Source organism: Nostoc sp. (assembly GCF_036917095.1).
Classification (GTDB): Bacteria; Cyanobacteriota; Cyanobacteriia; order Cyanobacteriales; family Nostocaceae; genus Nostoc.
On record NZ_JBALFH010000020.1, the window covers coordinates 194,619 to 214,876 of the forward strand.

At 41.2% G+C, this 20,258-nt stretch carries 19 protein-coding genes; 8 read left to right on the plus strand and 11 right to left on the minus strand.

The features are described 5' to 3' along the window. Positions 1-77: 77 nt before the first annotated feature. Together V7L01_RS08900 and V7L01_RS08905 are read right to left on the minus strand one after the other, a co-directional pair. Positions 78-1,679 carry a glycosyltransferase family 39 protein gene (locus tag V7L01_RS08900; RefSeq protein WP_335033829.1) on the minus strand — a complete coding sequence of 534 codons (1,602 nt, stop codon included), beginning with the start codon at positions 1,677-1,679 and terminating at the stop codon, positions 78-80. Between the two features lie 268 nt (positions 1,680-1,947). Next, positions 1,948-3,111, minus strand: coding sequence for a hypothetical protein (locus V7L01_RS08905; RefSeq protein ID WP_335033831.1), 1,164 nt, complete (start codon positions 3,109-3,111; stop codon positions 1,948-1,950). 165 nt (positions 3,112-3,276) lie between these two features. On the opposite strand from V7L01_RS08905, the gene V7L01_RS08910 reads away from it, so the two are divergent. Then, positions 3,277-3,408 (plus strand): hypothetical protein, encoded by a 132-nt coding sequence (locus V7L01_RS08910; RefSeq protein WP_335033833.1) that lies wholly within the window; start codon positions 3,277-3,279, stop codon positions 3,406-3,408. 5 nt (positions 3,409-3,413) lie between these two features. On the opposite strand, the gene V7L01_RS08915 is transcribed toward V7L01_RS08910, so the two are convergent. Continuing rightward, the gene (locus V7L01_RS08915) at positions 3,414-3,605 is read right to left on the minus strand and encodes a CbtB domain-containing protein (RefSeq protein ID WP_335033835.1); all 192 of its coding nucleotides are present in this window, start codon (positions 3,603-3,605) and stop codon (positions 3,414-3,416) included. A 704-nt stretch (positions 3,606-4,309) separates the two neighbouring features. Here V7L01_RS08915 and V7L01_RS08920 point away from each other — a divergent pair. From V7L01_RS08920 to V7L01_RS08935, 4 genes are all read left to right on the plus strand, one after another. After that, on the plus strand, positions 4,310-5,335 hold the full coding sequence (locus V7L01_RS08920) for a multicopper oxidase domain-containing protein (protein WP_335033836.1): 1,026 nt from the start codon (positions 4,310-4,312) through the stop codon (positions 5,333-5,335). A gap of 152 nt (positions 5,336-5,487) precedes the next feature. After that, entirely contained in the window at positions 5,488-6,522 is a 1,035-nt protein-coding gene (locus V7L01_RS08925; RefSeq protein WP_335033837.1) for a ComEA family DNA-binding protein, read from the plus strand. A 125-nt stretch (positions 6,523-6,647) separates the two neighbouring features. Then, positions 6,648-7,082, plus strand: coding sequence for a ferritin-like domain-containing protein (locus tag V7L01_RS08930; RefSeq protein ID WP_335033838.1), 435 nt, complete (start codon positions 6,648-6,650; stop codon positions 7,080-7,082). Positions 7,083-7,245: 163 nt separating this feature from the next. Next, positions 7,246-8,214, plus strand: a complete 969-nt coding sequence (locus V7L01_RS08935) for an FTR1 family iron permease (RefSeq protein WP_335033840.1) — start codon at positions 7,246-7,248, stop codon at positions 8,212-8,214. Between the two features lie 354 nt (positions 8,215-8,568). Here the strand turns inward: V7L01_RS08935 and V7L01_RS08940 are convergent, their stop codons facing one another. From V7L01_RS08940 to V7L01_RS08950, 3 genes are all read right to left on the minus strand, one after another. Further along, a complete protein-coding gene (locus V7L01_RS08940; protein ID WP_335033842.1) occupies positions 8,569-9,144 on the minus strand; it encodes a hypothetical protein in 576 nt (191 codons plus the stop codon). 182 nt (positions 9,145-9,326) lie between these two features. Next, entirely contained in the window at positions 9,327-10,262 is a 936-nt protein-coding gene (locus V7L01_RS08945; RefSeq protein WP_335033844.1) for an ABC transporter substrate-binding protein, read from the minus strand. Then, complete coding sequence (locus V7L01_RS08950) at positions 10,232-10,390, minus strand: hypothetical protein (protein WP_335033846.1); 159 nt, start codon at positions 10,388-10,390, stop codon at positions 10,232-10,234. The genes V7L01_RS08945 and V7L01_RS08950 overlap by 31 nt, the downstream gene beginning before the upstream one ends. Positions 10,391-10,799: 409 nt before the next feature. Between V7L01_RS08950 and V7L01_RS08955 the strand changes: the two genes are divergently transcribed. Next, positions 10,800-12,299, plus strand: coding sequence for a family 10 glycosylhydrolase (locus tag V7L01_RS08955; RefSeq protein WP_335033848.1), 1,500 nt, complete (start codon positions 10,800-10,802; stop codon positions 12,297-12,299). 46 nt (positions 12,300-12,345) lie between these two features. Here V7L01_RS08955 and V7L01_RS08960 read toward each other — a convergent pair whose 3' ends face one another. From V7L01_RS08960 to V7L01_RS08970, 3 genes are all read right to left on the minus strand, one after another. Beyond that, positions 12,346-12,942 (minus strand): molybdenum cofactor guanylyltransferase, encoded by a 597-nt coding sequence (locus V7L01_RS08960; protein ID WP_335033850.1) that lies wholly within the window; start codon positions 12,940-12,942, stop codon positions 12,346-12,348. 45 nt (positions 12,943-12,987) lie between these two features. Further along, positions 12,988-15,042, minus strand: a complete 2,055-nt coding sequence (locus V7L01_RS08965; RefSeq protein WP_335033851.1) for a thioredoxin domain-containing protein — start codon at positions 15,040-15,042, stop codon at positions 12,988-12,990. 296 nt (positions 15,043-15,338) lie between these two features. Next, positions 15,339-15,494, minus strand: coding sequence for a hypothetical protein (locus tag V7L01_RS08970; RefSeq protein ID WP_335033852.1), 156 nt, complete (start codon positions 15,492-15,494; stop codon positions 15,339-15,341). Positions 15,495-15,971: 477 nt separating this feature from the next. On the opposite strand from V7L01_RS08970, the gene clpP reads away from it, so the two are divergent. Next, positions 15,972-16,583, plus strand: a complete 612-nt coding sequence (gene clpP / locus V7L01_RS08975; RefSeq protein ID WP_196517036.1) for an ATP-dependent Clp endopeptidase proteolytic subunit ClpP — start codon at positions 15,972-15,974, stop codon at positions 16,581-16,583. 337 nt (positions 16,584-16,920) lie between these two features. After that, positions 16,921-17,394, plus strand: coding sequence for a hypothetical protein (locus V7L01_RS08980; protein ID WP_335033854.1), 474 nt, complete (start codon positions 16,921-16,923; stop codon positions 17,392-17,394). A 399-nt stretch (positions 17,395-17,793) separates the two neighbouring features. On the opposite strand, the gene V7L01_RS35415 is transcribed toward V7L01_RS08980, so the two are convergent. Beyond that, positions 17,794-18,939: a hypothetical protein gene (locus V7L01_RS35415; protein WP_442936959.1), complete on the minus strand. Its 1,146-nt coding sequence runs from the start codon at positions 18,937-18,939 to the stop codon at positions 17,794-17,796. Positions 18,940-19,019: 80 nt separating this feature from the next. Then, positions 19,020-19,907, minus strand: a complete 888-nt coding sequence (locus V7L01_RS08990; protein WP_335033856.1) for a hypothetical protein — start codon at positions 19,905-19,907, stop codon at positions 19,020-19,022. Between the last annotated feature and the right edge of the window lie 351 nt (positions 19,908-20,258).

Here is a 20,258-nt window from a genome sequence, read left to right on the forward strand (position 1 = left end):
AATTTTACAATCTGGAAAATAATAAAATTTTACTTAATCAATACACCAAGCTCAGGAGAATCCCAGTTATATCAAATTTAGCTGCTTTTCTGTTCTAGCCGCCACAGCCTACTATACTGGAATACATCGACTAGTTTGTATTTCTTCTCTAGCTCATATCTAAATTTTTTAGAAGGATTATACAAAAATAGCTCGCTGAAACTATCAGGAATGTTTGGTATGCTTGGTTCAGTTACCAATTGCATCGGCACTTTCCGATCTAGCAGATGAATGAGAGACATTAAATCGCCAATATTTAGAGAATAATTACTACTAATTAATAATGGATCGTTAGCTTTATTAATAATGCGAGCTATTTGAGGGTTAGCATGACTGCTTTTATTCCACCATGTCTCGGCTTGAGAACTGACAGCACAGGATACAACTCCAGCGGAAATTACTACTACCATTAATAATTGCCAAAATTTACGGCTTATTAACTTAGAAGAAATAATTTTATCCGCCAGCAAATAAGCAACAGCTAGCTGAATGCCAACATAACATGGAATAACATATCTAGGTCGCAGACTGACCTTACCTCCAATAATCAAATCAGGCAATATGACAGCTAAAGCAGGTACTCCACTTAAGATAAAAACAAATAACCAAACTCGTGTTCCTGCTTGACGATAAAGAAATAAGAATGAATATACTACCAAGATTAGTAGTAAGGGAATTAAAAATCGACCCCAGCGCAAAACTGGCAAATTCAAATCTGGAAAAAATGGTTCGTAGCGCCAAAAATCTGCAAATAAACAGCTAATATTGCTAATCCAACCAGAAGCTAAAGCTGATACAGATTGTCTGGTTTGAGCGCTGGCTGTTGTGCGCTCAATTTCAGACAAGCTATTAATAACAGTTAAAATCCAAGGAACGAAAGCTAAAAAGCCGACACTAGTTGCTATTAGATAAGCTTTAACGGTTTTGGTGAATCGAAAGCGTTCAATGGCAAATACATAAATACCGTAGGCGATCGCTAGCAACCCAGAAAACAAAAAGGTGTACAATCCTAGTGCCACTGTTACTGCATAAATCCCCCAAAGCTGCTTGTTACGCAGCCTTATTGCTCGTAGCAGTACAGCACTCCCTAGCAAAGTAGTCACTATCCACAAACCAAACTCCCTTGCCTCTTGGGCGTACAGTACATGGAAGGGAGAGACTGTTAGAAAAGCTACGCTTATCCATGCTGTTATGGGTGACTGAAATAATTCTAAGCACAGCCAATAAATGCAAGGAAAAGCTAGCAAGCTAATTATGGCTGACAAGCTTCTGGTAGTTGCTACTGAATTGCCAAACAACTGCATCCATAATCTAACCATCACGTAATAAAGTGGAGGATGCTGGGCATCCTCAACCGCCAAAGAGTTGATTGTATTGATTAAACCTTTTTCAGAGTTTGGCTGTTGATATTTTTGTATATCTCCAACAGCAAACACGCGCCCATTAAATACTTGTTGAACAAATTCTGTCTTAGTGTAACCAGAAATTCGTAATGAAGTATAAGCTTCATCGTGCGAGTAGACTTTTCGATCCAGATAGGCGAAGCGAAAAAATATCCCTAATATTAACAGAATAATTATTAAAAATCGCAGCCAAATAGGAGGAAAATATTTTGCAAGTATTGATTGTCTGTTTATCATAAATATCTAATTATCCGGCTGATTACAGGTTGATGAAGTACAGTAGCAGCTTGTAAACCAGTTTTTTAGATGTTTAGGATAGCTTTTATTAATTAACTAAAAAATAGCAATTAAGAAAATTTGTAGTAAGCGGCTCGATCCGCTTACTACAAGCCAACTTTATTAATTTGACATTGCGTAATGTAGTTTTATTTATTCTTACCTACTTACTTAATGCACATTGTTATATTGGCTATAATTCTCACCAAAGCACTGGATATTACTAATTTTACCTTGCTTGTGGTGTTCGTCGGTTCTGTATTAGCAACCCAATGGCCATACCAATACCGACAAAGGCTGTAAAGTAGAATAAACCAATCAATCGGATATAAATTGGTGGTGCGATCGCTTCAACTTCAACTTCTTGCGCTACCTTCACTGGTGTAAATTGACGGCTAGATCCTGGTAGAGGAGTTGCTTCCACCTCGATTGTGTGTGGTGAACCATCAAAAAACTGTTCAAGCCATGTTAACTTCCCTTGTTCGTCGGGAATACCTTTGTAATCAAAGACTGTTAAATTATGTTCTGTGGCGATCGCTTTCACCTGCAACGCTACATCTCTGATAGGTTGTCCGGTTGCGCTATCTTTCACCTGTAGCCCTAAGTTTGCAAGTTTTCCGACAGTCGCGTTTTTATCTCCCTGAAGTTTAATTTCCAATCCCTGAGATTTTTGAGATGATGGTGCGATCGCTTCGGTAGTATTTGAGTGGTGTTCGCTGCCATGAGCTTCTGCTACTTCTGCACTAATGTTGATAAATAATAGGGTTACTATAGCCACTACTGTTAATGCACTTAATAAAAGGCGCACTGACTGTGGTGCAATTTCTCCTTGTTGTAGTTCTTCTTGTCCGCCAATAATCCAACCACCCAACAATCCAAGTGATAGTAAAATACCTGCAATAACAGCAAAATATTTATATTTGATGGGATTTTCTCGGACATTCAAATTTAAGGTTTGTTCATAGGGAGCAAAAGTATTTGCTACCAAAGGTGACACATTCACCCGCAATTGATAATTACCACGAATAGGTAACATCTGCTGAATTTCTAGCTTCCCATCAGGTGCAGTGGCATCCATTTGCAACAATTCTGTTCCCTCGACAATGGGGAAATCTGTTGTTAGCCAAGGATTAGGCGGCGGCGTCAGAATTTGTAAACTAATTTTGGCATTTGCTAATGCTTTACCCCCAGCATCAACAGCTTGTAACGTCAGGGTAACGGGAGATTGTGGTTTTTCTGCCTCTGCTTCAAAGGGAAGAATACGTTCTAAAGGTGGGTTGGTGGAGAGTAGCACTCTAGATGTAGGAATTTGCGAATTACCCACAAATGAATAAAGAATTGACAAAGTGATGCAAACAGCGCTGATAACTCCAAAAATCCGATATTTTTTCATAAAAGCTTACGGTAAATGTGAACCTAAATGTGTTTTTTTCAACTGAAACCTTAATAGCAAGGCATGGAAGTTATTCTAGAATATTATTGCTAATTAGAAGAATTTCACTCAAAGAATTAGTCATAAATCAGACATCATCTTAAATTAAATTAAGGTGATGTAGAGATGGGCAACAGACCATCTCCACAAAACTATTTACAAGCAAAAACCCTAGCGCAAAATTTTGGCTATTTTAGCATCGTAACTTTATTAGGTGTCAAAGCATTGCTTCATGCACCTAAAAAATCTTGGGATTAGATAATTTAGTGACATGCAACGCCTAATGTGTGGTGACGCGCTGAGTGTGCTGTGTTATGAACCGCAGGATAGGTGGAGAACAAAACAGTCCAAATAACTAAAGAAGATAACAGCATATAGAGCGTTACCTGCACAGGCTTGGATAAGGTAATACCTGCGGTCTTTTGCAATACTGAAATATGAGAAAAAGTAGCCATTTTTGACCTCGTAATAATAAATTTGGGTAATTCATCAATCAAAGGGCATTATGCCGCTTGATTGCAAAAAGATATACGATCGACTTTGCCTTTGACAAGTGTGTATCAAATGTATTGGGTAATTGGGCTTTAGTGAATACTATACTATCCTTTGAAGATCGGTTCATCATGAGGCAGAAATCTCCACATAAAGTCCATACAAATAACAAAAGAATGACACATGCATTGAATGACGGCATTTTCAACGCTGATAACACAAAGGTAACAGAGCAAAATTAAAAATTTTCATCTTGCCAAGCATCCAAAATTCCTTAAAATGCGATTTATGCTATCTCTAAGCCAATTACAATACGCCACAGATTACCGACAGTTACTTGCTTGCGTCCATATCTAAGGTGCTATTATACTCAACGTTTCTACTCCAAGTACTCCTAAAGGAATAAGCAGATCGGAAATAGGCATGAAGCCGTTCGCTTTTTCTGAATATGATTTATACATAAAGCAACGTGTAAATACTGTTAAAATTAAGAAAAGTTGGCTGGAGTTTTCTGGGACTGATTCTCGCTTTATCTAGATTTAATAGCTTCACTAACAGTTTTGAAGCGCCATAAAATTATTGACAATAATTATTAATTCCTCTAATATTTAAAAGCAATTGCAAAAGATTTGCAATTCTTTTTTGGTGCTAACCGTAACTAAATCTCATGCCCAACAACTTCGCTCTAGGTAACGCAAAACCGTGGAGCCGCCGTCAATTACTGAAGCTGGGCCTAGCAGGTGCTGGAGTGACTGGTGCCGCTGGACTTTGGCAGATGCTAAATCTACAAAGTAAGTCAATCGTCCAAGTGCCACCATTCGCGATGGAAGCACCAGACGATGCTACTAATCCGATGAAGATGTTAAGGGATTTTGATTATGGGACGGTAAAGCAAGAAAATGGGCGGACTATCCGGGAATTTCAGTTAACTGCGGGTACTTCCATAATCAAACTCAATAGTGCTGTTTCTTACAACATCTGGGATTTAAACGGTCGCATACCAGGGCCAACGCTACGGGCCAAACAGGGCGATCGCATCCGGGTACTATTTCTCAACAATGCAGGGCATTCTCACTCTTTACATTTTCATGGCGTTCATCCGGCAGAAATGGATGGTGTTCGCCCAATCAGCAACGGTGATGCGACAATTTATGAATTTGATGCTGAACCCTATGGCGTTCACCTATACCATTGCCATATTGAACCAGTCACCCGTCACATCGCCAAGGGGCTGTATGGGATGTTTATCATCGATCCACCTACTCCCCGTCCCCCGGCTGATGAAATTGTATTAGTGATGGGTGGATATGACGTGAATGATGATAGCCATAATGACTATTACGCCTTCAACGGTCTACCTCACTATTACATGCATAACCCGATTCGGATTTATAAAGATCAGTTGATTCGGCTGTATGTTCTCAACATTATTGAATACGATCCGGCAGTAACGTTTCATCTCCACGCCAACTTTTTTGATGTCTATCGCTATGGCATGAGTATGACTGCTAGCGAGAAAACAGATGTGATTACGATGGGTATCGCAGAAAGGCACATCTTGGAATTTGCTTTCCGCTACCCAGGTAAGTATATGTTCCATCCCCATCAAGATGCGATCGCAGAAAATGGTTGCATGGGGCAATTTGAAGTACTTCCTATCAGCAACTCTCAAAATGCTGTTAAAAATTCCTGACAATATTATTAGTAAGTTTTAGGTAAATAGTTGATAAAAAATCTCATTATATGCAACAGTATAATCTATGACAATGTGTCAAACAAACTAGCTTCTAGCAATAGTTTGAAATGTTTCAATTAATACCTTTTTTCGTTGTGCGAGGAGCAAAGATGATAAAATTTCGTTATATCTGTTTAACAGTAGCAGCAGCCGCAATAGTTACCTTGAGTTCGTGTAGCAGTACACCAACCGCAGAAAACCCATCAGCACCAGTTACTAGTCCTTCTACAGAAGCAGTAAGTAGTAACAGTCATAGTGGTCACGGTGGCAAAGAAAAAATTAACATTAACAGTGCTATCTTGTCAGAATTGGATAAATTTGAAGCCAAGCTAGGTATTCCGGCTTTATCCAACAAAATTCAGGCAAATCGCCCCTATGGCAGCCCAGAAGATTTAGTTACTAAAAAAGTAATTACTCAAGAGCAGTTCGACCAAATTAAAGACCAGGTTGGCGTTCAAGAAGTGGTACTCACAGGTGAGGCAAAAGATGTTGACTATATGTCTAAATTAGGCTTAATGAAAGGGCATCTTTTGGTAGCACGAGAACTGCTAGATCAGAATCAGCCGAAACAGGCAGAACCTCATATTGGACATCCAGTTGAGGAAATTTACGTTGACGTAGAAGATCAACTTAATGAGCGCAAAGTCAAAGAATTTAAAACAACATTGGTGAGTTTGCAAGATTTAGTGAAATCTAGTCCGAAGGATAGCAAAGTTAAAACTAATTTTACTTCTTCAGTGCAAGCAGTTGACGGCGCGATCGCAGCTTTGCCAGAAGCTGAACGCTCAAAACCAGGATTTGCGCTCCAGGTAATTAACGAATTGCTAGACTCAGCTAACTCCGAATATGGCGCTGCGATCGCAAATGGTAAAGTAACCGCGCCAATTGAGTATCAAGATTCCCGTGGTTTTGTCTTTTACGCCAATGAATTATACAAAGGAATTTCTAGTCAAGTAGCTCAAGCAGATCCCGAAGCACATAAAGCGATCGATGCTAGTTTTGCTGAACTCATAAAAGTTTGGCCTTCTGCCATCCCACCAGCAAAAGCAGTCAAAACTCCGAATGATGTTACCAAGCTAGTAAAAACCATTGAGGAAAACTCTCAAAAAGTAGTTGACAAATCTAATACCCAAGCACAGCGATAACACTTTAATTTAATGGGAAGCATAGGGTAAGGAGTTTAAAATAAGGAAATAGTTAGGAGTTACTAATTACGTACTTCCAACTCCTAACTAATTACACCCCATTCGTTACTTTTAACTAACAGCTGATGCAAGAACTTGACCAGAAAAAGACCATTGACCTGCTGAACGCCATCATGGAATTTGAACTAGCAGGAGTAGTGCGCTATACACATTATTCTTTGATGGTGACTGGTCCTAACCGTATTCCAATCGTGGCTTTTTTCAAAGCACAGGCAAGTGAGTCTTTACTTCATGCCGAACAAGTAGGAGAAATTCTCACTGGTTTAGATGGGCATCCCTCCCTAAAAATTGCCCCAATGGAAGAAACCTACCAGCATAAAGTCAAGGATATCTTGGAAGAAAGCTTATCCCATGAAAAAAAGGCATTGGATCTGTATAAAAATCTGCTCGATACTGTTACCAATGCCAGCATTTATCTTGAAGAATTCGCTCGCGGCATGATTGGACAAGAAGAGATGCATAATCTCGAACTGAAAAAGATGCTACGCGATTTTAGTTAATAGTCATTAGTCATTAGTCATTAGTTATTGGCTAGGGACTAATGACAAAGATAGAAGCCTGAACGGAGCAAAAAGCCGGAGCAGAGGAAACCTCCGCTCTGGATTTTTCAATATTTGGCTTCTAACCATAATAAGTTTGGGGACAAAAGACAAAGGACAAAAGATGAATTTTAGTACTGCTCTACCTACTTTTGTAATAACGCTCCGAGAAGGAGTAGAAGCTGCCCTTGTTGTTGGTATTGTGCTAGCTTTGCTAAAAAAAGCCAAACAATCCCGACTCAACTCTTGGGTATATGCTGGTGTCGGCGTTGGCATTGTCGTCAGTGCCTTAATAGGCGTGCTATTCAGTTGGGTAATTAAAGTGCTGGGAGCCGCGAATCCTCAATACACCTCCGTAGTTGAGCCAGGGCTAGAAGGTGTGTTTAGTGTATTAGCGATCGTAATGCTCAGTTGGATGCTAATCTGGATGACCAAACAAGCCAGATTTATGAAAGCTACAGTTGAAGGAGCAGTTACACAAGCACTGACACAAAACTCAAATGCTGGTTGGGGTGTTTTTACTTTAATTTTAGTTGCCGTTCTCCGCGAAGGTTTTGAAACTGTTCTGTTCGTTGCTGCTAATTTTCAACAGGGATTAATGCCAGCGTTGGGTGCTATTGGTGGTTTGGTAGTGGCATGTGCCATTGGAGTGCTGTTATTTAAATGGGGTATCAAAATTAACATCCGCCAGTTTTTCCAGGTAATGGGTGTTTTATTAGTGTTAATTGTCGCTGGATTAGTAGTTTCAGCCTTGAAACATTTTGACGACGCTGTGGCTAACCTTGCCCTTAGCAGTCGTGCCACACAAAGCCTTTGTTTCTATTACGAACGCTTTACTAAAGTCCACTCCTGTATTTTGGGGCCAATAGTTTCAAATACTTCCACAATCTTGCCTGACGAACAGTTTCCTGGCATCATCCTCAAATCTTTATTTGGTTACAGAGACAATCTCTATCTTGTACAAGCAGTGGGATATGTGACGTTTCTACTCACCATTGGAGGACTGTATTTCCGCAGTCTTGGAAGTGCTTCTCCTGAAGGTAAAAAAAATACCCCCTTTGCTCAAAAACCAGTTAGTCCCGCAAAGGATTAAAAGCCCAGTCAGTTGCCCCGTTCCTATTCTCCACAGGGCAAACGCATCTAAATTAGTCTTGCTCATAACCAAAGTTAAGAAGCAACGACAAAATTAGCATTTCTTGTTTAGTTTAGTTTCCAAGACTCAAAGCAAAAAGCTTATGGGTTACCAAGAGAAGCTGACAAAAAAATCTGGATTAATCCTGTAGTGTTTGAGTCCCAATCTGTAACTCAAACACTACGGGATTAAACTCTTCATCTAGCACAGGTATGTGCCGGAAAAGGAAAATTTTTATTACAAAAAGGCTTTGCAGTAGTTTCAAAGTTATTTTAATGTTGAAGTAATCATAGCGATCGTCAAATTCACGTTGTCTTACTGTCGAGTACATGCATTTATCAGACGGTTTTGGAAACTAGGTTCTCTAGTGTGAACTTGACACTCTTTTTCTCCAATTTCCTTGCGGTTTTTGAGAACTCCTATAAAAATCCTATCTTGTTGTAATTCAAATCGGCAAATAGCGTCATCAGAAGTGATAAAACTTGGTTCAAAGCTCTCATAAACACTAAAAATTTTACCATTTGGACATTCTACTCGGTCAATAAGGTTGATATGATTACCTACAGCTAATTGTACGAAAAACACTAAAAAAATGAAACACCCAAAAAATCCTGCTATTAAAATACTAAAAAATTTTAGCAAGTGTTCTTTGAATAAAAAGCTATTGATAAATAGCAATAAAGGTGTGATATAAAAATATAACGTGGAAATTTTGTTGAATAGTTCAAACTCGAAAATAATTCTACTTGACCAATCAAAATGCCAGTTAAAAATGAGTGGTATTAGACTAATTATAATAAAAACTAAGTTTTCTGAAGGTCTATCAAGTCTACTTCTCAAAAACCAACGAACCCATCGCAAATACTTTTTGGGAAGTTGAGCAATCTGCATTTTTAAATCCTGGGATCTATAAGTAAATAATACTCGTTAACATAGGACTCCAATTTGATTTTTGAAAACATACTGAGACTGAAAATCCTGTTTTATCAGGGTTTTATCTAAAATTTTGTTCAGAAATCAGACAGGAGTCCTATATATACTGTTGAAATTATACGCGACCTCCCATTATTGAGCTAAGTGCCTTGTGGGACAAACAACGCTTGCTTAAGCTGCTGACAAGCCTTTTCAATTGCATCTATACTACCTGGATTCACCAGACCATAATAATCAAACACATAGACTCGGTTATTTTTAGTTGCTTGCAGTTGTTGCCAAAAAGCTTCCTTTTTTAGCGAATCTAAAAGCGCTGCTTCCGAATTCCCTTGCGGGGGATTAACCAAAATTATCACCTCTGGATTTGCTTCTAAAACTTTCTCAGCCGAAAGCGTCACATAGCCACCAATTGGGCTTTTTCCTTGTAAATCTGCTGCTATATTTTTCGCTTGGAATTTCGCCAGCAAATCCCCTGCCCAACTATTTTTATTCGGCGCTAAAATTGGTTGACGACTAACCAGCGCTAGAGTAGAAAAACCCTGAGTTGGCTTTTCTGGCAAGAAAGTTTTGTAACGATTTAACAAAGGCTGAGGATCGGCGTCAATAGATTTAGCAAGCGTTTTAGTAAGTTCTTCTAGAGATTCCCAATTATTTACCTTAGTCAGAAAAGTCGGAATTCCTAGCTGCTGAAGTTTTTGAATTGGAATGTTAGAAAATCCTTCTGCACCAATAACTAAATCTGGTTTGAGTGCTACCACTTTTTCTAAATTTGGCGGACTTTGCCCTTCACTAACGCGGGGAATATCTTTGAATCTGGAGTCATTCTTAAATAATTTACTCCCAGTAATTCCGACAATTTTTGCTCGATCGAGTCGAGAAATAATATCAGCAGAAAGTGAAGAAAGAGCAACAACTCTTTTTGCCGCTCCTTTTGGCAATTGCTGAGAATTTGTGTTTGTTGCCTGAGTAGGGTTTGTGAATTTTGTTTGTGGCTGCTGAGTGCTTGGAGTCGTGCAAGCAGCTAAAACTATACTCATCAAAAGTGCTAAAGCAGATAAGAGCCAACGACGATACATATTAAAATTCCTTCTGGGGTAAGAATGGCACAAGAAACATACTCAGCACCACATTCAAAAATACCAAATGTAGCTTTTAGTTTCACTTGGCTTGACTTTGCCATTGTTGCGTAGACGCGTTGGCTCACCTCCTGCCTTGTGTATTGAAAGTTTCAACGGGCTTTAGCTATATAGCTATAAATTCCCAAGCAGGATAGCAACTAAGCCAGAGATTGAAAAAATACGGGTAATGACAACAGCTAAAAGTTAGGGTATTCTTGGTTAAAAAATCTTACTGGTTTTGACAGATTTTCACTAATTAAGGTAGAGGCAGAATCTACCCAATAGCAGACTAAACTTGCTTTATATTTATGTGTTTTATACTGCCCTGTATGGGTTTATGTCTTTAGAAAAAAATGCGGCAACACAAATAGTCCTTTGGCAGTCTTGAAAAAATAGGTTTTAAAACCCTTACTACTTAACTATATAATTCGATACACGTTGCCCACAATTATCTGAGTTGGGGTCGATGATTATTGTGTCCATCTACTGGTAGGTATGTCTAACCATCCCTTGAACGTTGCAAGATCGAGATTATTTTGGCAGCGCCTATTCGCTGTTGTTTTCACTACTAGTTCGTTGCTCCCCAACTTTGGAAGCGAACCAGCAAGGGCGCAAGTAACCCAGTATTGCCAGTTATCATCAGCGGCGGCGCAAGAAAAAGAGAACTTACGTTTATCAGCCCTCAAAGGCAAGCAAGATGCTCAAACGCGCTACCAAAAAATGCTACAAGAACAGGCACAGGACTTACGAGAGTGCCGCACTCGGACTTGGCCGAAAGTCCAAGCCATTTGGTTGCGCTTGTATCCCTGTGACATTCAGCCAGGAATAATCGACCAGATTATGGATCGGATTGTCAACCGTGGCTATAACCAAGTTTATTTAGAAGTATTTTACGACGGACAGGCATTATTGCCAGCAAAAGCTAACCCGACGGTTTGGCCTTCTGTGATTCGTACTCCAGGGACAGAAAACGTCGATATACTCGCCACAGCAATAAAAAAAGGTCGGCAACGCGGTTTAAAAGTCTACGCCTGGATGTTTACCACAAATTTCGGCTATACTTACGCCCAGCGCCGAGATAGAGAAGGTGCGATCGCTCGTAATGGCAAAGGTCAAACGAGCCTATATGTCGTAGATAACGGCTCTCAAGTATTTATCGACCCCTACAACTTGCAAGCAAAACGCGACTACTACCAATTAGTCCAAGAGGTTTTGCGCCGTCGCCCAGATGGCTTGCTATTGGATTATGTGCGTTATCCCCGCCAAGCAGGAAGTGATTCCATTGCCACCAAAGTTTCAGATTTATGGCTATTTACTGCCGCAACCCAAGAAGCTTTATTTAAACGGGCCCAGAATTACAAAGGGCTGGACTTGATTCGGCGCTTTTTGAGTAAGGGATACGTCACCCCTGGAGATATAGCGGAAGTTGATAAACTTTATCCTCAAGAAGGAGAACCTCTGTGGCAAGGACGCATTCCCCCAACAGCCCAAAAGTCAATCCTGTCTGTAACCGACAGACAACCACTTTTACAATGGGAGTTGTGGCAGCTTGCCGTTGCCCACGCCATGCAAGGAATTCTAGATTTTGTCAACGTAGCTAGTTACCCAGCAAAGCAGCAAGGTATTTCCACAGGAGTAGTGTTTTTTCCTGATGGCAACCAAAGTGTAGGACAAGGGTATGATTCCCGTTTGCAACCTTGGGATCGTTTCCCCACTACATTAGAGTGGCATCCTATGGCTTATGGGAATTGCGGTAATGTTAGTTGTATTGTGGCGCAAGTGCAGCGGGTTTTGAGTATGACAAAACCTGGTACGCAGGTTATCCCAGCTTTAGCAGGCAAATGGGGAGAATCGATCAGCAATCGTCCATCCCTAGAAGCGCAAATGCAAGCACTTCGCAAATACGCCCCACAATTGAAGGGAGTTAGCCATTTTGCCTATTCTTGGCAATACCCTGAAAGTGATAACGATCGCAAATTTTGTCGCACTCGCTAAACAGCAGAGAATTCCACTTTATATACCAATACGCTTGGGTTAAGGTTTAACTCTTAGCCAAGTCCTCTGGTGTATTACAGTTAAACAGCATTTCGGGTTCTGGTAAAGGCAAAACTTCTACCGGATATTGCCGAAGCCACTGTTGAAACGATCGCCCCCCTTGGTTGATAAACTCTAAAAGTTGTGGCAGACAGCGAGGGCGATAAAAACCACACAGAGGTTCCCAGCCTTTGGGATGTTCGGCTAAAGCTGCGATCGCATTATCCCCCACGCGATCGAGTCTACTTACCCAATCTTGCAATACCTCAACCCGCAATCTCGGCAAATCGCAAGCTAACAGCAGTACCCAATCTGTTTTGACTTCGGCTAGCCCTTGGGCAAACCCAACAAGAGGCCCGTGGGCTAAAGATTGCCCACATAAAGGCACTTCTTGAATAAACTGACAACCAGGCAAAAGTAAGTCTTGATAGCGTTCTGGCCAGGGAGTGACTACATAAACAACATCAGCACAGCTTTGAGCAATACCACAAACCCGCTGCAACAATGGCACCCCTTGAATTGGAATCAAGGCTTTATCCTGACCCATGCGAGAACTCTTGCCGCCTGCTAATACAATGGCAGTTAATTCGCTAGGGGTAGTCATTCTCACTTCACCTGATTCACGGATATGGGTTTAATATTGCCAAAATTATCCTCTATTTTGACTTTTCTGGACTTGCTGCAATAAATGTTCTACACTTTCTGCTGGTGCCAAACACTTCAAACCTTGGCAAACTAACCCAACGCTTCCCTCTGGTAAATCAGATGTGATGGCAAACGCAGCCACAGGCAGAAACTTGGGGATCAAAGAGTTTATTTGCTCAGTTGTGCTGCGAATCAAGGTAGAGTTACGATACCAATCCAAAGCTGTAAATAAACTAGGACTTGCTTGAGGAGCGCGATGCATTAGACTCCTAAAAGCTTTTAAGCCTTGTTCTGCTAGATCCAAATAATCCAGATTATCAGTGAGGAGGGCGAGACGGACAAGGTTAGCGATCGCAATTCCATTCGCTGATGGTGTAGCATTATCCGCGTAACTGCGCTCCCGCACAATTAAATCTTGACTAGAATCACTAGATGTGTTATAATAACCACCTAATTCTACACTCCAGAGAAATTCGTTGAATTCATCTTGGATAGCGATCGCTTTTTCTAACCATTGCTTATGCTCTGGGTTAGAAGCTTGTAAATCCAAGAGAGCTTTAATAAAAAAGGCGTAATCTTCAGACTGAGCTAAAACAGTTGGTTCTCCTTGATAGTTGAGCCGATGAAAACGCCCATCGACAAACTGATTTTCCAAGATAAAATTCGCTGCTCGTGCTGCTAATTCCAGATATAACGGTTCTTGAAAAACCCCAGCAGCCCTAGCCAGCCCAGAAATCATCAAGCTATTCCAAGCGACAATCATTTTCGTATCTGTCACCGAAGGAATGCGACCTGGCCAGTTAGCGGTTTTTGCTTCTTGGTTGTTACGAGCCGGGGGAAAAGTTTCCAGCGACTCAGCACTCACGCCATAGCGAGCGGTAAACAGCTTGCTCAGTGCCGTTTCCACCGTTGCACTCAGTTTCCCTGAATGGCGTCTTTGCAAGACATTACGTCCTTCAAAGTTGCCGTTAGGTGTCACTGAAAACTGTTCTAATTCCGTTAATTCTTCAGGTGTTAACAGTAGTTGTAGTTCGCTGTAACTCCAGACATAAAAGGCTCCTTCTTCTGGTTCTACCGCCGTGGGATCGGTGAAACTGTCGGCATCTTGAGCAGCATAGAAGTAACCTTCAGGTGCGGTCATTTCCCGCTTCAGCCATTGTACAGTACCAGCAACCGCCCTCTCAAACGCTAGTTCTTGGATTCCTGCACTCCACAAAGAAGCCAGATACTCCACAATCTGCCCATTGTCGTAGAGCATCTTTTCAAAGTGGGGTACTGTCCAAGTAGGGTCAACAGTATAGCGATGAAAGCCACCACCCACGTGGTCGTAAATGCCTCCCAGCGCCAAGTCTAGTCCCCGCTGGGTACAAACTTGCTTGCCATCATAGCGAGATTCAAAATTAAATCGAGTTCCCCGCAGTGCTAATTTTGCATAGGGGATCATCGGAAAGCTATTCCCAGATTGACTAGGAATAATTACAGATGTGCTGGTTTCCCAACCTTGGCGGAGTAATTCATGGTCTTCAAGCTCATCTGTTGTAGCATCTTGTAACACCGCAGAGGTGAGCAGCGACTCAATAATTAAGGCTTTGCGTTGCTGTAATTCTGCTTTTTCGGTATCGTAGTAACGGCGAAGGGCTTGCAAAACCTGCAAAAATCCAGGACGACCATAGCGCGGGTCAACAGGGAAATAAGTACCAGCGTAAAACGGCACTAAATCCTCTGGGGAAAGAAAAATATTCAAAGGCCAACCCCCTTGACCGCTCATCATCTGCAAAGCTTGCATATAGATGCTATCAAGGTCAGGTCTTTCTTCCCTGTCTACTTTGATGGGAAGATAATTGGCGTTCATGTAGTCAGCGATCGCAATATCAGAAAAAGCTTCGCCTTCCATGACAGTACACCAGTGGCAACTAGAATAGCCAATGGAAAGAAAAATCGGTTTATTTTGCGCTCTTGCAGTTGCAAGTGCTTCGTCACACCAAGGCCACCAATCAATTGGATTTTCGGCGTGTTTGCGGAGATAGAGGCTCTTAGCTTCAGCAAGACGATTAGTCACGATCAAATCCAAGTAGTTGCCTTCTTTGCTCAGTCTACCCTGTTCCCAGGAGTGTTAGCCTGGACGCCTATGTACACAAGCAAGAAACCCTACGAGCGAATTACCTCTTTGGTAGGAGGTAGTAATACATGTCTTTGGTGTCGCCTAAGTAAATTGGTGTAAAAAAACCAAGTTTGTAATGATAGCTTTAGTGCTAAATCCTTGACTACAAGGCAATCAGAAAGCTTTAGTTTTCTTTATCTAATTGGGTTTATTTGCGCCGACTTACTTACACCTGTGCAACTTATGAAACATTTTTATTGAAAAGGCCGCAATAGCAAGCTAACAATATTTGGTGGCGTTTGTTGCATAGGTGATGCTGTCTTTGTCTGAATTAAACTATTTGGGCTAAGTCCTGCTATCAGATGGAGCAAGAAGGTGATGATGGCGGCTTGTACAAGTTTTTCCAGCATGGCACGTCTCTCTCTGAGTGAATAGCATTTCAAGTAGGACTAGTTATTCTAAATACACCTTTTACTATCAACTTACTGAATCTAACAAAATAACTTGGTAAATCCTGAGGGAAATTCTAAAAAAATGTTTAAAATGTTACTGAGAATTAAGAGAATTCCCTAAGCAAGTCGGATTTCGGTTATCGGTCTAATCGCCACATCGCCAAGGTTGTACAGCAAAAGCCGAGACATGAGATTGGCGATAGTTGGAGTATTTTGATTTGTTCTTCCCTAAACCGGGATATTTTCTTAGACAGCTTTTGCTACTAAAAAGTGCCCTTAGAGGTTGAATCTATTACAAAAGAACCTTTTTTTACCTTGTTGGATAAGACAGAATGGGAAAGATTTACTTCTATCTGGCTGAGAACAGTAGAGATAAACCCCAGTTTCGTGCTGTCACCGATAAAATGTATTTAAAGTAGCCACAAACACGCTTCCATGATTCCTATCGTTATTGAACAATCGGGTCGAGGCGAACGCGCCTTTGACATCTACTCACGGCTGTTACGTGAGCGCATCATCTTTTTGGGACAACAAGTTGACAACAACATTGCTAACTTGATTGTTGCCCAACTGCTGTATTTGGATGCCGAAGACTCGGAGAAAGACATTTATATGTACATCAATTCTCCCGGTGGTTCGGTGACGGCTGGTATGGGCATTTTTGACACTATGAAACACATTCGCCCTGATGTCTGTACAATTTGTACCGGATTGGCGGCGAGTATGGGCGCTTTCCTCCTCAGTGCTGGTGCTAAGGGTAAGCGGATGAGTCTACCCCATTCTCGGATTATGATTCATCAACCTCTAGGCGGCGCTCAAGGACAGGCGACTGATATTGAAATTCAGGCGCGGGAAATTCTATACCACAAACGGCGGCTAAATGACTATTTAGCTGAACATACAGGTCAACCAATTGAGCGGATTGCTGAAGATACTGAACGTGACTTTTTCATGTCACCAGAGGAAGCCAGGGAATACGGCTTGATTGACCAAGTGATCGATCGTCACGCTGCTGGTAGCCGCCCAGCAGTTGCTGTTCTTAATTAATAGTCGCGATTGGTAAATGGTGATTTACCACTTTTAATTTCCTTAAACCCCAAAAATAACCCCTTTTCATAACTGAAGAGGGGTTATTTGATTTCAAAACTGGATAGCTTCAAAACTAGTTTGCTGGAGTAGAGCAATGTTATCAAAACAAACTTTTTATGACTAAATAATACCAAGCATTTTGAATTTTATTTTCAACTTCATACTATTAAAGTCTTTTTCAGACTGTATTTTTTTTATTAAAAGCTTAATTTAGATTTAAGTTACAAAGACACCAAGTCATTTTGTAGAGTGTGTAATACCAAAAATCAATCATTTATCTTCAGGAAGAAACATCATGAATTGCTTCAAATCGAGCCTCAAGCTAACCGTGCTAACTTTATTGACTTGTGGATTGGTTTCCCCAGCTTTTGCAACACCCGATAACGACAATAGCATTTTTGCAGCGGATTTTGACGGGAATTTGAATAGTGGTCAAGGATTTCTTCAGATTAAAGGCGATGTGACCGCCACCGATGACTTAGAAGACTTTAGAAAAGTGCTACTCACGGGGCGCTCTAACTTACGTTTAATACTCGAAGGCGTTGCCCCGAACGGAGGACGGACAGATTTATTATTAGTTAGGGATTCAAACAACAATGGTCAAATTGATGCCAATCAAGGCGAAGTGATTGGCCAAAGTCGCAACTCATTTTCCCACCAAATTACACGCCAGAATCTAGCCGCAGGAAATTACTTCATCATTATCCGGAGCAGACAGTTTAGCTCAAACAAAGTTCAGTATCAAGTCAGTGTAGATGCACGGGTGTAGTCAATTCTGTAAACTCGCCGATCAAAAGTGCGATCGCGCTTTTGATCTTTCTCAACTCAAGAGGGTATTTTTCTCTCGTTAACCCTAACTCACTAATTGTCTAGTCAATGCATAAGTTCTAGACGAGTCAATTCTGGATAGCTCAGGTGCGGTACAATTTCAATTCGCACACTAGGCATAGTCAATGACAGTTTTTATTTCCGCTCAAATAATACTATCCTTGGCAACTTCATATTAGTTATTACTAGAAGTTATGCAATTGCTAAAAAGCTTATTTTATCGAACCGCCTTCTCTGTGAGAGGCTTCCGCCAACGCGCAACGTATCGAAGAGAAGAGCGCCGAGAATTCGTAGAGTGTGCGTAAGTCTTAATTACAAATGACGAATGACAAATGACTAATCAAAATCCCGCTATTGGGTCTGGCTGAGATTGTAAGTATTTGAGGAATTCGTGTAATTCTTCTTCAGTCAGCAAAGTCCGCCCGCGCTTACCGTAGGTTTCAATTAAATGCTCGCGTCCCTGTTCTGGTGTCCAGCCTAAACGCTGAAGTTCGACATCTGTTTGAGCAATTACATCCGATAAATCCACCGGTTCGGCTTTCTTCTTTCTCTTTCCTGTCACTGATGGGGTAGAGACATTCTCTTGAGGGCTGTAAGTCCGAGGTGTAAATGGTGTGACATTATTGGCAGAAATTCCTGGAAAGGTTTGATTCTCCACCTGGTTATCAAAGGTTATTTCCAAGTTTTCAACTGGAGGATCGAATTCTAGCTCCCGATTAGCAGTCACAGGAGAGTTTTGACCTAAATCCTGACTATAGGTATCGCTTGGTAGGGACGCAGCATTGCTGTAACCGTTAGGCAAATTCTTACTTTGCTTGCTAGAAGTTGTTATGACATACTTCTGTTCTTCCTCTTCCATCCAACATAACTGTTCGATTTCAGTATTAATTTGCCCCTGCTGTTGTGTCCAACATAACTGTTCGATGTCAACATTAATTTTGGCAGTCACAACTTCATCTAATGGTTGAGATTCAAGGTATTGGAGGAATTCATGCAATTGCTCATCGGTTAGCAAAAAACGCGATCGCTTCCCATAATTTTTTGTGACATGTTCCCTTCCCTGCTTTGTTGTCCAGCCTAATCGCTGCATTTCAACATTAATTTTGGCAATCAGAACTTCGTCTAATGTTGGTAATGGTTGAGATACAAGGTATTGGAGGAAGTCTAGTAATTGTACTTCTGTCAGCAAAGTACGCGATCGCTTCCCATAATTTTTTATGACATGTTCCCGTCCCTGCTCTGTTGTCCAGCCTAATCGCTCCGTTTCGACATTAATTTTGGCAATCAGAATTTCGTGTAATGTTGGTGTCGGTTGAGATATAAGGTATTGGAGAAAGTCCAACAGTTCTTTATATACCAGCAAATGATGCGATCGCTTCCCATAAGTTTTTTTGAGATGTTCCCGTCTCTGCTCTGTTGTCCAGCCTAATCGCTCTGTTTCGACATCTATTTGAGCAATTACTTCAGCAAAATTTACAGGTTCCATAACTTCGTCACAGTTTCAACAGCCTACGTTATTAGTCATTAGTCCTTACTAATGACTAATGACTAATGACAAATGACTAATCAAAATCCCGCTATTGGGTCTGGCTCAGATTGGAGGAATTTGAGGAATCCGTGTAATTCTTCTTCAGTCAGCAAAGTGCGCCCTCGCTTGCCGTAGGTTTTAATCAGATGCTCTCGTCCCTGGTCTGGTGTCCAGCCTAAACGCTGAAGTTCGACATCTGTTTGAGCAATTACATCCGATAAATCCACCGGTTCGGCTTTTTTCTTTCTCTTTCCTGTCACTGATGGGGTAGCGACATTCTCTTGAGGGCTGTAAGTCCGAGGTGTAAATGGTGTGACATTATTGGCAGAAATTCCTGGAAAGGTTTGATTTTCCACCTGGTTATCAAAGGTTATTTCCAAGTTTTCAACTGGAGGATCGAATTCTAGCTCCCGATTGGCAGTTACAGGAAAGTTTTGACCTAAATCCTGACTATAGGTATCGTTTGGTAGGGGCGCAGCATTGCTGTAACCGTACTGTTCGTTACTGCTTGTTACCACTTCTGGTTTGAGGTTTCGTACTCTAGAGGGCGGTATAGATATTTCTTTGTCGCTGACCGCTGGCCACTGACTACCAACAAAATCCTTATCCTTTGCAGAAGAATAGGCAGCAGACTCATCTAATCCACCTTTGGTATTCACGGAAGGGTTTAGCTGCGCTGGAGGAATTGGATTTGAGGGCAACGCCACTGATTCTGGTGGCGCGTTTGTAATACCCAAAACTATCAGCGCCCTGTTTCTGGCTTGGTCTTCTGCTACTTCTACTGTTTCTGCTGCTGCCATACCCGTAGCACGGGTTACGCCTTCTATTTGCACGCTTGCCCGGACAATATATTTTCCTTGAAAAATTTGCACTAATTCAGAAATCAGACTGCCTTTGGGATACAAGCTCTGGAATTGAGCCAACATAATACTGCTACCAATCTAAATCTTTTTAATAACAGGGTCGATACTGCCTGGATGCTCAAGCGATGTAAGCTGCCCTTACTTTAATTTACATCCACTCGATACTCAGGATGCTTGCCAATATTGCATTTTTTTATTTTTAATTGCTTACTTACTATGTGTAATCAGTTTCTTGGCAGGCGATGAGCAGGTATAATCCTCTGCTCTGTGTTCTCAAGGTGATGTTCTTGCTTTGCCTCGTGTCCCAATTGTAGCAGTAGCTCTTTTTTGACGAAATTTTTGGCTAGTGCTAACTTGTCTGGGTAGTCTTGCCTGCAATGCTATACTGATTACCCAACACGATATCTAGAAGTA